Origin of the sequence: Phytoactinopolyspora endophytica, from assembly GCF_004138495.1 — a bacterium.
Lineage (GTDB): Bacteria > Actinomycetota > Actinomycetes > Jiangellales > Jiangellaceae > Phytoactinopolyspora > Phytoactinopolyspora endophytica.
The window spans coordinates 320,453-334,247 of sequence record NZ_ML142850.1; the positions used below are offsets into that span (position 1 = coordinate 320,453).

Here is a 13,795-nt window from a genome sequence, read left to right on the forward strand (position 1 = left end):
CTGGCGTCTCGTCGTCGCGCCGATGAAGGGTTCGTTCAACGCCGAGCCGCTCGACGTCGGCGCCCAGCTGGCGAAGGGCGACGTCGTCGGGAAGGTCAACTCGTTGCGCGATTCGCTGGAAGTGCGTGCCACGCACGGCGGTACCGTGCTGGAATGGCTGGTAGAGGATGGTGACCCGGTGGCACCGGGTCAGCCTCTGATCCGGTTGCACCCTGAGGCGGTGGCATCATGAGCGGCTCGATCAAGGTTCCGGCATCGGCCCGGCCGACGCGGATACTAGGCATCGGCGCGTACCGGCCGTCCCGGGTGATCAGCAACGACGAGATCATCAAGAACATCGACTCCTCCGACGAGTGGATCCGCACCCGCTCCGGCATCGAGAACCGCCGGTGGGCGACCGAGGACGAGACAGTGATCTCCATGAGCGTCGCGGCCGCCGGCAAGGCGCTCGCCGACGCGGGCGTCCGGCCGGAGCAGGTAGGTTGCGTGATCGTCGCGACGGTCACCCACCTGTACCAGACCCCGGCAGCCGCCGTGCAGATCGCGCACAAGCTCGGCACCAACCATGCGGCCGCGTTCGACATCTCCGCGGCCTGCGCCGGATTCTGCTACGGGCTGTCGCTCGGCTCGGACATGGTGCGCTCCGGCACGGCCGAGCACGTGTTGGTGATCGGCGTGGAACGGCTCTCCGACCTGACCGACATCCACGACCGCTCGACGGCGTTCATCTTCGCCGACGGTGCGGGTGCGGCCGTCGTCGGCCCAGGTAACAGTGATGACGAGCAGGGCATCGGCCCCGTCGTCTGGGGCTCCGATGGCCAGCATCTGGATCTGATCAGGCAGCGGGAAGAGTGGCGGGAAGCGCTCTTCGGCGAGGGTGGGCCGCGGATGCCGCACCTGGTCATGGACGGCAACCCGGTCTTCAGATGGGCATCGTACGAGATGGCGAAGGCGGCGCAGCAAGCCATCGACGCCGCCGGAATCACCATCGACGAGCTCGACCTGTTCGTGCCGCACCAAGCCAACATGCGCATCACCGACGCCATGGCGCGTTCGCTGAAGCTGCCGGAGAAGGTCGCGATCGCCCGCGACATCGCCCAGCAGGGCAACACATCGGCCGCGTCGATCCCACTCGCCTTGGAGCGGATGCTCGAGACCGGCGAGGCCACAAGTGGTGACCTTGCCCTCATCATCGGATTCGGGGCGGGTCTCGTCTATGCCGGACAGGTGATACGCATACCCTGAGGATCGCCTTTTGGCCGGGCGGCCGCCAGCACGACGACGTGCGAGGCCGCTCATCGTTAATCAGCATCAACCCTTGAAGGAGAAGCCGACCCGATGGCCAATACCGAAGAGATCCGCAGCGGCCTCGCCGACATCGTCAATGAGATCACCGGCGTGCCCGCGGATGACGTGCAGCTCGAGAAGTCGTTCACCGACGATCTCGACATCGACTCGCTGTCGATGATCGAGGTCGTGGTCGCCGCCGAGGAGAAGTTCGGGGTGAAGATTCCCGAGGACGAGGTCAAGAACCTCGCAACGGTCGGCGACGCCGTCTCCTACATCGAGAAAGGCCAGGCCTGATCACCATGGCACGCACCCAGGTTTCCGTCGTCGTCACCGGGCTCGGCGCGAGCACGCCTGTCGGAGGCGATGTCGCGTCGACCTGGGACTCGCTTCTCGCCGGCCGGTCCGGTGCACGCTCTCTCACACAGGACTGGGTCGAGGAGTACGACATGCCGGTGCGCTTCGGCGCACCGGCAGCCGTCGACCCGTCCGAAGCACTCCCGCGGGTCCAGGCCCGCCGTCTCGACCGTTCGGCGCAGTTCGCCGTGGTCGCGGCGCGCGAGGCATGGGCCGACGCCGGCTACGAGGGCAACGCCTCGGACGCCGGTTTGGACCCCGACCGCGTCGGGGTGGTGTGCGCTTCCGGCATCGGCGGCCTGCACACCCTGCTGGGAAACTACGACCTGCTCAAGGAGCACGGCCCGCGGAAGGTATCGCCGCTGGCGATCCCCATGCTCATGCCGAACAGCCCGGCCGCCAACGTCAGCCTCGAGCTGCAGGCGAGGGCCGGCGCACACGCACCGGTGAGTGCGTGCTCGTCCAGCGCGGAGGCGATCGCCTACGGGTTGGACATGATCCGTTCCGGACGGGCCGACATCGTCGTCGCCGGTGGGTCCGAAGCGGTGATCCTACCGCTGCCGATCGCCGCGTTCGCGAACATGATGGCGATGTCGAAGCGCAACGACGAACCCGAACGCGCCAGCCGGCCGTTCGACCGGGACCGTGACGGGTTCGTGCTCGGTGAGGGTGGCGCGCTGTTCGTCCTCGAGTCGGCCGAGCATGCCAAAGCTCGCGGCGCCCGCGTCTACGCGGAGCTCGCCGGCGCCGGGATGAGCGCCGACGCCCACCACATCGCCCAGTCCGAGCCCGGCGGAACGGGCGTCATCGCGGCCACTCGCAAGGCACTGGTAGACGCCGACTTGAGCACCGACGAGGTCGCTCACGTGAACTGCCACGCCACGTCCACCCCGGTGGGCGACGCGGCGGAGTCGGTGGCGTTACACAAGGTCTTCGGCGACGGTGTCACGACCATCCCGGTCACCGCGCCGAAGTCGATGATCGGCCACCTACTCGGTGGCGCCGGCGCGGTGGAGGCCATGACGACGGTGCTCTCGCTGCACCATGGACTCATCCCGCCGACCATCAACGTCGACAACCTCGACGAGGAGATCGACCTCGACGTCGTCCGTGACGCTCCGCGGAAACTCGACGACGCCCGCCCGGCAGCGCTGAACAACGCGTTCGGCTTCGGCGGTCACAACGTCGTCCTCGCGTTCAGGAGGCAGTAATGACCGCCGTTGCCAGCCGTCCTGTTCCCGCGCAGGCTGCGGGCAAGCCCGCCAAGCCTCCGCGGGAGGAAGATCCGCGTAATCCGGGTCACCGGCTCGCGGCCCTGCTCGACGAGGGTTCGCTCGAGCTGATCAGCCCCGACGACCGCAGCGGGATGCTGGCCGCCGTCGGCACCGTGCATGGCACGCCCGTGGTCGCGTTCTGCTCGGACGCCACTGTCATGGGCGGTGCGATGGGTCATGACGGCTGCAAGGTGGTGGTCGACGCCTACGAGCGCGCGCTCGCCGATGGTGTACCGATCATCGGGCTGTGGCACTCGGGTGGCGCGCGGCTGCCCGAAGGTGTGCTGTCGCTGCACGCGGTGGGGCTGATCTTCGAGGCGATGACCCGCGCGTCGGGCGTCATCCCGCAGCTCTCGGTGGTGCTCGGCCCGGCCGCCGGTGGCGCCGCTTACGGACCGGCGCTCACCGATATCGTCATCCTCGGCCCTGAGGGCCGGGTCTTCGTCACCGGGCCGGACGTGGTGAAGTCCGTGACCGGCGAGGACGTCGACATGTTGCGGCTCGGCGGTCCGGAGCCGCACGGCCGCCGGTCCGGCGTCGTGCACGTTGTCACCAGCACCGAGCGAGAGGCGCTGGATCGGGCGCGGCACCTGTCGTCGCTACTGGGCAACCAGGGCGAGATCGCGGTCGACGACGTTGCGGACGCGGACCTCGGTGCGCACCTGCCGGAGTCGGCCAAGCGCGCCTACGACGTGCACCCGATCGTCGGCGACCTGCTCGACGACGAGACGCCCCTGGAGCTGCATCAGCGCTGGGCACCGAATATCACCACGACGCTCGGCCGCCTGGGCGGAAGGACCGTGGGCGTCATCGCGAACAACCCACTGCGACTGGGCGGCTGTCTGGACTCGACGTCGGCGGAGAAGGCGGCCCGGTTCGTCCGGATGTGCGACTCCCTGGGGGTGCCTCTTGTCGTCATCGTGGACGTTCCGGGCTACCTGCCCGGTGTCGGCCAGGAGTGGGATGGGGTCGTACGCCGTGGCGCCAAGCTTCTGCACGCGTTCGCAGAGGCGACCGTCCCGCGTGTGACGCTGGTGACACGGAAGGCCTACGGCGGCGCGTACATCGCGATGAACTCCCGCGCGCTCGGGGCTACCCGGGTGCTCGCGTGGCCGACCGCTGAGGTCGCCGTGATGGGCGCGGTCGCCGCCGTCCGGATCCTGCACCGCCGCAAGCTGGCCGAGGTCCACCCCGAGCTGCGTGCGCAGGTGGAGGCCGAGCTCGCCGAGGAGCACGAGAGCACCGCAGGCGGGTTGGACCGGGCGATGGAGATCGGCGTCGTCGACGAGGTCGTCGAGCCTGCCGTGACCCGCTCGGCGTTGGCGCGCGCCATCGCCGACGCCCCCTCCACCCGCGGCAAGCACGGCAACATCCCGCTCTGATTCGTCGAGGTGGCGCGCAGCACGAACGCGCGGTCAGCCGAGCTTGCCCAGAATCCCGGTCATCTGCTCCGAATTGAAAGCCCGAAGCGTTGAGGTCCGGATGTTGCCCTGGGAACCGAGGGCCAACAGGAAGGCGGTCCCGGTTTCGTCGTCCGGAAACTCGGCGATCGACACGATGTCATATTCGCCGACGGTCCAGTAGACGTCCCTCAGCGTTCCTCCCATACGCTCGGCCAGCTCGGTGGCCGCCTTTGCGCGCTCGACGGTCTCCTTGGTGTTCCGGACACCCTGATCGGTCCAATTGATCAGGCTGATGTACGTGGGCATCATCCTCACCCCCGCGAGGTTGTTCCACACCGACATGGTCGTTTTTGCCAACGACGATGCTTCAAAAGCTACGCCGAGTTCGCCGCGTTGGGAATGCTCCGAGGTCGAAACCGATGATGTGCCTCGCGCGAGCGGTGGGCCGGTTGACGGCTGACGGTGCGCCCCTTGCAACCGGAACAGCCGTCGGTACGGCTCCACGAAGACCACACGGACGTCGTGGGCGAACAAGTCGGGCTGCGTACTCGCCGCCGTTACGATTGCCGAATGCGCGTTGGAGTGTTGCTGCTTCCCACCGATCCATGGTCGGAGACGGTGAAACTTGCGCAGCGCCTGGAGCGGCTGGGGTATGCACATATCTGGACCTACGACCACCTGTCGTGGCGCCGATACCGTGATCACCCCTGGCATGCGGCGACTCCGTGGCTGACCGGGTTGGCCGCCGCCACCACTACGGTTCGGCTCGGCACGATGGTGGCCTCGCCGACCATCCGACATCCCGTCACCCTCGCCAAGGAAGCGATGACGCTGGACCACATCTCTGGTGGCCGGTTCACTCTCGGCGTCGGGGCGGGCGGTACCGGATTCGACGCAGAGGTCTTCGGCGGTGAAGCCCCAACCCCGGTCACAGCGCGCGGCCCGGCTGAGCGAGTTCGTCGCCGCTACGGACCTGCTCTTGCGCCAGCCAGCCACGTCCTACGACGGTGACTACTACACGATCAGTGACGCCCGCATGCTGCCCGGCTGACCCGGCCATCGTCGAGGCGATCGCAGCCGATGTTCTACCCGGCCTGCACTGACGTAGCACTAGCAGCGGACGTCGTCACACACTGCACGCACGCACAGCCTTGGTTCTGGCTACGTTGAGAATTGCAGGACGGCCGCACGATCGCGTTGTGGGCTTCGCCGTGTGAAAGGCGGCGCGTCAGGCAGGGGCGAAGAACTCCCGGAGATCGCCGACAAACAGGTCTGGTTCCTCGGCCGCGAAGAAATGACCGCCCCGCTCGTACTCCGTCCAGCGGACAACATTGTGGTCGCGCTCCGCGAACGCCCGGATTGCCACCTCGTTGGAATGCGCCAAGAGAACCGCCGTCGGCACCGTGCCACGCGGCGTCGGTTGCCACCCGGCCGGATCGTTCATCGCCTCGTAGTACCACTGCGCCGACGAGCCTGCCGTGCCGGTGAACCAGTACAGGCTCACGTTGGTGAGCATCCGGTCCCGCTCGATCGCCTTTCCGGCTGGCCCTCCGGAGAGTCGGTCCACGCGGCGAACTGCTCCAGGATCCACGCAAGTTGGCCGACCGGCGAGTCGTGCAACCCATAGGCGAGCGTCTGCGGGCTCTTCGACTGGATCTGCAGATAGCCGTCGTTGAACTGTTCCATGGCAGCCCAGCGTTCCTGATCGGCGCCGCTCAGCTGGTCGATCTCGCCGTCGGCGCCGGAGGGGAATGTGACGAGTGCGCTCAGGTGCACGCCGACGACGCGATCGGGATGCCGCCTGCCGAGCTCTGGGCCCACGAGTGCACCGGTGTCGCCGCCGTGGACGCCGTACCGGTCATAACCAAGACGTGCCATCAGGTCAGCGAACGCCGACGCGGCGCGGCCCGTCGTCGTCCATCCGGCCGCCGTCAGCGGCGCTGAGAAGGCAAAGCCGGGCAGCGACGGCACCACCAGGTGGAAATGCGCCGATAGCGGCTCGAGGACGTCCAAGAACTCCAGGAACGAGCTCGGCCAACCATGCAGCAGTAACAGCGGCAACGCGTCGGGTCGCGACGAGCGGATGTGCAGGAAATGGATGGTCTGGCCGTCGATGGTGGAGGTGAACTGCGCCAGCTCGTTGAGCCTCTTCTCGTGCTCTCGCCACTCGTAGCCGGCGCGCCAGTACTCGACCAACTCTTTCAGATAGTCGACCGGCACACCACGGCTCCAGCCGGCTCCGGGAACCTCGGCCGGCCAGCGGGCATGCTCCAGCCGCCGGTTGAGGTCGTCCACGTCGGCCTGCGGGATCTCGATGCGGAAAGGTGTGATGGATTCGCTCATGTCGATGACGGTAGACGCACTAGAGGACAGTTCCGGTCCTCTAGTACTGGCAGAATTCAGCGTCATGAAGGAAACCTCCGGCCGTCTGCTGCGGCTGCTCACGCTGCTGCAGACCCGACGCGACTGGCCGGGCGCCGAACTGGCCGTCCGGCTGGGCGTGACCACCAGGACCGTGCGCCGCGACGTTGAGAGGTTGCGCGATCTCGGCTATCCGGTGCACGCCGGCAAGGGCATCACCGGCGGCTACCGTCTCGACGCAGGAAAAGACCTGCCACCCTTGCTGCTCGACGATGACGAGGCCGTCGCGGTAGCGGTCTCGCTGCAGACCGCGGCCGCCAGCGGAGTCACCGGCGTCGAGGAGACCGCGCTGCGAGCATTGGTCAAGCTGAGGCAGGTCCTGCCGGTACGGCTGCGCCACCAGTTGCACGACCTGCAGCTCACCAGGGTACAGCCGCCCTGGGCCACCACCACGGTCGATCCCGATGTGCTCGCCACCGTCGCCGCGGCGTGCCGCAACCGTGAACAGCTGCGGATCAACTACCGCAACCAGGGTGGCACGGACACTACGCGGGTGATCGAGCCGCACGAAGTGGTGAACTGGGGCCGCCGTTGGTACTTGGTTGCCTGGGATCTCGATCGCGACGACTGGCGCACGTTCCGGATCGACAGGCTCCGCCCGTGGACACCATCCGGGCTCCGATTCACGCCCCGGGAGCTGCCCGGCAGCGACGCAGCAGCGTTCGTCGCCGGGAGGATTTCCGACCTGTGGCCGTGCCGGGCCACCGTCCTTCTCCACACGCCAGCCACATCACAGGAGGCACAAGAATGCATGGTCCACGGCCGCATCGAACGGGTCGACGACGATACGTGCCTACTGCATCTCGGCGCGGACGACCTGCACGGTGTGGCGTTCCTGCTCGGTGCACTGAAGGTCGACTTCACCGTTCGCGAGCCGCCTGAGTTGGCAGACCATCTCCGGGCCGCGGCCGCGAGATTCCACCGCGCTACCCCGGATTGATCTGGTCGCCGATGTCGCACTCGTCGCCCATACCGCGCCGCTGACGCCGATCTGACACGCAGACCGAGACCGGGGGTCGGGGGTTTGCACGCGGTTCCGTGGAGTCGCTATAGTCATAACAGCGGTGACTCGTCCTCAAACTTCTTGAGGGCCTCCCGCCCAGCCTTACGCCCCGCCAAGTGCGGGGCGTTCGTGCAACTACGGCACCCATTCCCACTCGTGGACGACCCGGTGCGAGATCCTGTTCCAGATCTGCTGGTTGGCTAGGACAGCGCGGTGATCTGCCTCAATCACGCTCATACGCCTGTGATGCATGTAGGCAACAAGATCTACAGCTTGGATTAGCCGACTCGCATGCGACGGCGCGAAGTGGATCGTGTCGACAATCTGTTCGAGCTTGCTCGATCGGTACCCGGGAGTGCCCGCTCGACGGTAGTCCCACAGGTTCTGACGATAGGTGTCCTGCCCGTCGATCTCATCTGCGATCAGCAGCACGCGTTGCATCGGGTCACAAGAACGCGCATACGCATTCACCCTTTCCATGACGTGTTGGAGCACTACCCCATGTGGTCTGGCGGCGTCGCGGTAGCGGGCATTTAGGCGTGCGACGTCGACGCCACGCAGGATGACAGACACATCATGTTCACCGATGACGCGCATCGCCCGCTCATAGATCCGGATGCGTGCTCGGACCTGCCTCTTCATGCAGAACCAAGCGTCAGAAGCGCTAGAGATGGCGTGCCCGTGCAGCTCGGCGTGTAGCGCGACGCCGAAGTTGCGGGACGCATCGGCTACAACATCATCAAGAGCAGTCGCCAGCGACTGCGCCTGCCCGTCAGGGCAGCACAGTGCCGCGATGTAGTAATGATGACGCGAGTATGACTCGTCCAGGTAGGTCAAGAGCATGAGAGTCCTCTTGCAATGAAGATCAATAGGCAAGTGGATTTTACACGCCGCCAACACGTGCAACCGCTCTCTACTGCCCTCCAATGCGATTGGACGAGCCCTATAGCTTCTCAACGCGGGCAGGCGCCCCACAAAGTGCAGGGCGCCTGTGCGCGATCAGTTCTCGGCAGTCAGTCGATGCGGATGGGTGCGATCTCGAACTTGTCGAGGTTCGGCGCCCACTCGCTGTCCAGCGCCGGCATGCACGGTTCCGGGCAGCCCGGCGCCGCGGCGCTATTCGCCGGGTCGTTGTACAGCGTGATCTCGTTCATCCCCGCTTCAAGCGTCACCGGCACTCCCCTGGCCCACCAGTTGCCCCAGGACCAGGTGTTCTTGAACCAGTGCCTCCTCGGCTCGTCGTCGTTGACGGAGATGTCGATCGGCCGGGAGATGATGTCGGCGTTGTACGGGTGGCCAGTGTCCCGCTCGTCGTTGGCGTAGTGGACGACGAGCATGTGCTCACCCGCGACGTCGGCCTCAACCTCGAGCGTGACACGGTTCTCCGGGCCCTGACCGACATCGCCGACGTACTGCCCGCCCGACGCGTGAGAGTGGCTCTCCACCGCGGCGTTGCCGGACAGCGCCGCATCTTCCGCTTCCACCGCCTGAACCGGCTGCGGCCCAGACGACGCTCGCGTCGCGGTCAATCCGTCCAACCGCAGCGGTGCTGGGCCGGCCTGTTCCACCGTCACCCGGTTCACCCCGGCCGAAAGGAACAACCGCTCGGTCTGGGTGTCCCAGAACGACGCGCCGGGCGCCGAGCGCAGCACCGCTCCGTCAACGGCACGCCGGTCCAGGCTGACCTGCCCGGCCGCAGAGCCCGGCCGCCCCGGGCCCGAGTAGCGGAAGTCCACGTCGTAGTACCCGTCCTCCTCCGCGTACACGACGAAGGTCGCCTCCGCGCCGCGCCGCAAGGAGATGTGCCCTGCGCCGGACTGCTCCGGGTGGTCGTAGCCGAACTCGACCGCGCCGTCGTACTGCGTCAGCTCGGCCTCGTAGTACCGGGTCACGGCGTCATGGCTGGTGACGCGCTCCAGGTCGATCCAGTCCAGGGTCGCCTCGCCCACCGCTATGCCAAGCTCCGGATGCGACGTCGCCAGTCGAATCTGGTTCTGTCCCTCCTCCAGGTCGACGGTGACGCCCTTCCGCGTCCGCCACGTCCAGTTCATGGTGGCCTCGTAGTCGACGAACTGGGCCTGCTCGCCGTTCACCGACAGCACCTGCTGCGACGGCTGGCCGGTCTGGTTGCCGTACATGATGCCGAGCCGGTACTCCCCCGCCTCCGGCACCTCGACGTCGAACGTCACGGCGCTGTTCTCCTGGTTGAGCGAGCCCACGTCGCGGTTGCCGGACGCTGCGGCAGAGTTCCAGTTCTGCGGCGTGCCCTGGGTATACACCTGACCGGCGGTGATGGTCGCGTCTTCGGCCTCGTACGACGCCCGCCACGGCCGCTCCACCGGCCCGCGAGTGCCGACGCCACCCGGCGACAGGACGATCTCGTACGCCGACATCAGATCGACGTTCGCTCCACCGTCGCCCTCAACGCCGAGCCCACGCACCGGGACCGTTACCGTCCCGTCGTCCTTCACCGCGACGTCGTCCTCGAGCAACACCTCGGGCGGCGGTGCGTCGGAGTTCTGACCGCTCCACGTCGTCGCCGCGAGCCGCACGTGCACGGTGTCACCGAAGATCTCCGGGTCGACGTTCTCGACGACGACGTCGACGTCATCGGCTGTGCCGCCGGCGACGATCCTGGCCTGCCGACGGTCGTCGTCGACCGAGGCGATGCCGTCGAGCGCATCCAGGCTGGTGGTGTCGGGGCGAGTCACCGCCACGGTGTCACCGCCGCGCATGTCGGCGTACATCTTGTAGAACCACCAGCCCGCGCCGGGCTTGTTGGTCTGCACGACGTCACCGGCGAGCCCGCCGGCCGCGGTCCAGTAGGCCTTGCCGCCCGCGGCCACCTTCGCCTCCTCGAACATCGCGACCCACTGCACGAGCTGCCCCGGGACGGTGAGGTCGCGGTTGCCGGCGTACTCATTGATCTCGATCGCGATCTCCTCGATGCCCAACTCTTCCTCCAGAGCGCGGTACACCGCGTATGTGTCACGGAAGTAGTTGGAGCTGGCCGGATCCAGGCTGTTCGACGGGAGCTGGTGCCAGGCTGTGACGTCGGGCAGGACGTCGTTGTCCCGGGCGAAGGTCAGGAAGTCGCGGTAGTTGCGCTCCCGGAACGTCGCGTCGTTCATCCCCGCCACCCGGGCACCTGGGTGGTGTTCCCGGATGTATTCGACGGCGGTCTTCCAGTGATCCAGGAACGCTTCCATACGCTCCTGATACAGCGCGTCGTTGCCGGTGCTGAGCTCGTACCAGATGTGATCTGGCTCGTTGAACGGCACGTAGACGAATCGGTCCGCGTGCGGGCTGCCGGACACCTGGTCGACCACCCAGGCCAGCTTCTGCATGTAGTCGTCGAAGCAGACGTCGTTGCAGGGGATCTCCCCGCCGACGTTCTCATACGTCCATTCCTCGTACATGTCCTGCACGTAGATCTGGACATATTCGCCGCCGGTGCGGAAGAACGGCTCACCTACGACGAGCGCGTCGCCGTTCGGGTGCTGGGCACCGGCTGGCGGCTTCTGCGCGATGCTGTGCATCCGCAGTGGTTCCAGCGTGTTGTCGCTGGGCACGCCGTCGTCGCTGAGCCCGTACAGAACGCCGTTTCCGGCCCCGAGGAACTCGCCGGTGCGGTCGCCGAGGTCGACCCGGAGTTCCTGGGCGCCGTCGGCGCGCGCTTCCTGATGGGGCATGGTCGTCGTCGCGATCGTGCCGGAGACCGCGACACTGAGCGCCGCGATCGGAGTGATCCATCTTCGCATGTCAATCTCCCCTTCTTTGGGCAGGTGAACAGACATCGGCAGGCTTGATGATCAAGATCATGTTCCGTTTTGAGCCCCTATTTGGGCCTGAAAGGGATCATGATCTTGTCGACTGAGCCCGGCGGGCGTCGCGGCCTCCTCTCGCCGTGCTGGTCGGGCGCAGACTCTCGGTATGGCCGGTCGGGTGGATGGTTACTTGACGGCACCGCTGGTGATGCCGGAGATGATCCGGCGCTGCGCCACGATGAACACGACCACCAGCGGCAGGCTCATGACGACGACGTAGGTGAAGATCAGGTGCCAGTTGTTCAGATACAGTCCGGCGCTGGCCACCTGGAACAGATTGAGCGGCAGCGTGTCGATCCGCCCGCCGATGACGAAGAACGCGTAGAAGACGTCGTTCCACACGTACAGGCAGATGAGAATGGTGGCGGTGGCCAGCACAGGCCGGAGCAGCGGCAGGATGATCCGGGCGAACACCTTCGCCGGTCCCGCCCCGTCCACTCGCGCGGCCTCCTCCAGCTGCACCGGGATGGTGCGGATGAACCCGGTGACGAAGAAGACCACGGTCGACATGTAGATCCCCATGTACACGCCGATCATCCCGACGGCGGATCCGGCCAGTCCGAGCTGCCGCAGCAAGAGCACGATGGTGACGACGGCCGGCGGCAGCACGATGCCGCTGATCGCCCCGGCGTAGAGCACGGCGAAGAACCGGCTGCTTCGCCGGGCCAGCACCCACGCACCCATCGACCCGAGCAGCAGCACCCCGAACACGGCCGGCACCATCACCAGCATGCTGCCGGCGAACGCGGCCGGGACCCGGCCCCGGTCCCAGACCTCGGCGATGTTGCCGAACAGGTGCCACTCGGTCGGCAGTGAGAAGTCCGGTGTCAGCGCCTCACCCTGCGACTTACCCGCCGTCGCGACGACGAGCCACAGCGGCACCCCGACCAACAGGGCGACCAGCAGAATCACGACGACCGGCTGGGCTCGTGCAGCGAAACTACGGCGGCGCTTGGATCGGCCGGCCGGCCCGTCCCGCATCGAGCGGTGCCCGGTGCCGGACAGGGTCGTGCTCAATGCTCCTGATCGCGCTCCGCTCACAGGACCTCCTCTCGCTTGCGCAGCGTCCGGATCACCGGGAACGCCAGCACCACCACCATGAGGAACAAGATCAGGCTCATCGTGGTCGCCTGCGCGAACAGGCCCTGACCGAAGGTGCGGTAGATGAAGATGTTCAGGATCTCGGTGGTGCGGGCCGGCCCGCCCTCGGTGGTGGCCTGGACGATGTCGAAGCCGTTCATCGAGCCGAGGAGAGCAGTGGCAACGCTGAACGTCACTGCCGGCGCGAGTAGGGGGAAGCGCACCGCCCAGAACGCCTTCCAGGTCGACGCGCCGTCGATCCGCGCCGCCTCCAGGATGTCCTCCGGCATGGTCTTCAGGCCCGCCAGGTAGATCAGCATCGACAGGCCCATCCACTTCCACGCGTGGATCAACGCCACCACCACGATGGTCCAGGTGGTGCTGCCCAGCCAGGCCACGGTGACGTCCGTGCCCAGTACCGCTCCGACCACGCCGTTGAGCGCGCCCTCCGGCTTGAGCAGCGCCTGGAAGATGTAGCCGACCGCCAGCGCCGACATCACCACGGGGATGAAGAAGCACACCCGGGCGAACCTGTTCAGGCGAGTGTCGCGCTCCAGCAGGACGGCCAGGGCCAAGCCGAAGACGTTCTGGAAGATCGCCACCAGCACCGCGTAGACGAGGGTGATGCGCAGCGAGGAGAACAGCGTCCCGCTCGACGCCAGATTCTGGAAGTTGTCGAAGCCGACGAAGTTGATCTCACTCTTGAACCCGGACCAGTCGGTGAAGGCGTAGACGAAGTTGTACACGGTCGGCAGGAAGAAGAAGATGCCCAGCACCACGAATGCGGGCACCAGGAAACGCCCTGGATGGTTGTTCTTCTCCGCCCTGGCCTGCGCACTGTGACGATGGTCCGGGCGGCGGGACCGCATCCGGCGGGCCGGCGCGCGACGTTCCGCGTCCACGTCCGTGCCGTGTGTCATGGCCACCCTGAAGTCCTCCTCGACGTGGGGACTGCCGTTAGACGTTGCTGCCGGGTGGTGCCGGGCGGAAGAGACTCCAGGCGCGGCACCACCCGGTCGCTCTAGAAGCCTTCCGCGCCGGCGGCCTCGGCCAGCTGCGCGAACTGGGACTGTGTAGCGGACGCCACCTCTTCTGGCGTCATCGCGCCATTGAGCATGTCAGCCAGGTTCAGATACAGGTCCG

Annotated in this window: 12 protein-coding genes and 2 pseudogenes; 7 read left to right on the plus strand and 7 right to left on the minus strand. The window is 66.8% G+C overall.

Annotated elements, in window-relative coordinates:
- From ELR45_RS36920 to ELR45_RS04830, 5 genes are all read left to right on the plus strand, one after another.
- Positions 1–232: biotin/lipoyl-containing protein (locus tag ELR45_RS36920; protein ID WP_205855977.1), on the plus strand; the 232-nt coding region annotated here is incomplete at its 5' end.
- On the plus strand, positions 229–1,245 hold the full coding sequence (locus ELR45_RS04815) for a beta-ketoacyl-ACP synthase III (protein WP_129663887.1): 1,017 nt from the start codon (positions 229–231) through the stop codon (positions 1,243–1,245). The genes ELR45_RS36920 and ELR45_RS04815, both read left to right, overlap by 4 nt.
- 93 nt (positions 1,246–1,338) lie before the next feature.
- Entirely contained in the window at positions 1,339–1,584 is a 246-nt protein-coding gene (locus tag ELR45_RS04820) for an acyl carrier protein (protein WP_129663889.1), read from the plus strand.
- 5 nt (positions 1,585–1,589) lie between these two features.
- Complete coding sequence (locus tag ELR45_RS04825) at positions 1,590–2,855, plus strand: beta-ketoacyl-[acyl-carrier-protein] synthase family protein (protein ID WP_129663891.1); 1,266 nt, start codon at positions 1,590–1,592, stop codon at positions 2,853–2,855.
- Complete coding sequence (locus ELR45_RS04830; protein ID WP_129663893.1) at positions 2,855–4,300, plus strand: acyl-CoA carboxylase subunit beta; 1,446 nt, start codon at positions 2,855–2,857, stop codon at positions 4,298–4,300. The genes ELR45_RS04825 and ELR45_RS04830 overlap by 1 nt, the downstream gene beginning before the upstream one ends.
- 33 nt (positions 4,301–4,333) lie before the next feature.
- On the opposite strand, the gene ELR45_RS36925 is transcribed toward ELR45_RS04830, so the two are convergent.
- Entirely contained in the window at positions 4,334–4,627 is a 294-nt protein-coding gene (locus ELR45_RS36925) for a GYD domain-containing protein (RefSeq protein ID WP_129663895.1), read from the minus strand.
- A 264-nt stretch (positions 4,628–4,891) separates the two neighbouring features.
- On the opposite strand from ELR45_RS36925, the gene ELR45_RS04840 reads away from it, so the two are divergent.
- Positions 4,892–5,332: an LLM class flavin-dependent oxidoreductase gene (locus tag ELR45_RS04840; RefSeq protein WP_129663897.1), complete on the plus strand. Its 441-nt coding sequence runs from the start codon at positions 4,892–4,894 to the stop codon at positions 5,330–5,332.
- A 217-nt stretch (positions 5,333–5,549) separates the two neighbouring features.
- On the opposite strand, the pseudogene ELR45_RS04845 reads toward ELR45_RS04840, so the two are convergent.
- A pseudogene (locus tag ELR45_RS04845) lies at positions 5,550–6,664 on the minus strand (epoxide hydrolase family protein).
- Between the two features lie 64 nt (positions 6,665–6,728).
- On the opposite strand from ELR45_RS04845, the gene ELR45_RS04850 reads away from it, so the two are divergent.
- Positions 6,729–7,682 carry a helix-turn-helix transcriptional regulator gene (locus tag ELR45_RS04850; RefSeq protein ID WP_129663899.1) on the plus strand — a complete coding sequence of 318 codons (954 nt, stop codon included), beginning with the start codon at positions 6,729–6,731 and terminating at the stop codon, positions 7,680–7,682.
- A gap of 198 nt (positions 7,683–7,880) precedes the next feature.
- Here ELR45_RS04850 and ELR45_RS04855 read toward each other — a convergent pair whose 3' ends face one another.
- From ELR45_RS04855 to ELR45_RS42485, 5 genes and pseudogenes are all read right to left on the minus strand, one after another.
- Positions 7,881–8,582 (minus strand): DUF3800 domain-containing protein, encoded by a 702-nt coding sequence (locus ELR45_RS04855; protein WP_165367483.1) that lies wholly within the window; start codon positions 8,580–8,582, stop codon positions 7,881–7,883.
- Positions 8,583–8,758: 176 nt separating this feature from the next.
- Positions 8,759–11,506: a CBM35 domain-containing protein gene (locus tag ELR45_RS04860; protein WP_165367484.1), complete on the minus strand. Its 2,748-nt coding sequence runs from the start codon at positions 11,504–11,506 to the stop codon at positions 8,759–8,761.
- Positions 11,507–11,698: 192 nt separating this feature from the next.
- A complete protein-coding gene (locus ELR45_RS04865) occupies positions 11,699–12,553 on the minus strand; it encodes a carbohydrate ABC transporter permease (RefSeq protein ID WP_129664236.1) in 855 nt (284 codons plus the stop codon).
- Positions 12,554–12,609: 56 nt separating this feature from the next.
- On the minus strand, positions 12,610–13,521 hold the full coding sequence (locus ELR45_RS04870) for a carbohydrate ABC transporter permease (RefSeq protein ID WP_165367515.1): 912 nt from the start codon (positions 13,519–13,521) through the stop codon (positions 12,610–12,612).
- A gap of 152 nt (positions 13,522–13,673) precedes the next feature.
- Positions 13,674–13,795, minus strand: a pseudogene (locus ELR45_RS42485) (ABC transporter substrate-binding protein); the annotation flags it as partial.

What these genes read in the sequence shown, in the direction of transcription:
- ELR45_RS04815 (WP_129663887.1), top strand. Translation starts at nt 229, where the DNA reads ATGAGCGGCTCGATCAAGGTTCCGGCATCGGCCCGGCCGACGCGGATA.
- ELR45_RS04820 (WP_129663889.1), top strand. Translation starts at nt 1,339, where the DNA reads ATGGCCAATACCGAAGAGATCCGCAGCGGCCTCGCCGACATCGTCAAT.
- ELR45_RS04825 (WP_129663891.1), top strand. Translation starts at nt 1,590, where the DNA reads ATGGCACGCACCCAGGTTTCCGTCGTCGTCACCGGGCTCGGCGCGAGC.
- ELR45_RS04830 (WP_129663893.1), top strand. Translation starts at nt 2,855, where the DNA reads ATGACCGCCGTTGCCAGCCGTCCTGTTCCCGCGCAGGCTGCGGGCAAG.
- ELR45_RS36925 (WP_129663895.1), bottom strand. Translation starts at nt 4,627, where the DNA reads ATGCCCACGTACATCAGCCTGATCAATTGGACCGATCAGGGTGTCCGG.
- ELR45_RS04840 (WP_129663897.1), top strand. Translation starts at nt 4,892, where the DNA reads ATGCGCGTTGGAGTGTTGCTGCTTCCCACCGATCCATGGTCGGAGACG.
- ELR45_RS04850 (WP_129663899.1), top strand. Translation starts at nt 6,729, where the DNA reads ATGAAGGAAACCTCCGGCCGTCTGCTGCGGCTGCTCACGCTGCTGCAG.
- ELR45_RS04860 (WP_165367484.1), bottom strand. Translation starts at nt 11,506, where the DNA reads ATGCGAAGATGGATCACTCCGATCGCGGCGCTCAGTGTCGCGGTCTCC.
- ELR45_RS04865 (WP_129664236.1), bottom strand. Translation starts at nt 12,553, where the DNA reads ATGCGGGACGGGCCGGCCGGCCGATCCAAGCGCCGCCGTAGTTTCGCT.
- ELR45_RS04870 (WP_165367515.1), bottom strand. Translation starts at nt 13,521, where the DNA reads ATGCGGTCCCGCCGCCCGGACCATCGTCACAGTGCGCAGGCCAGGGCG.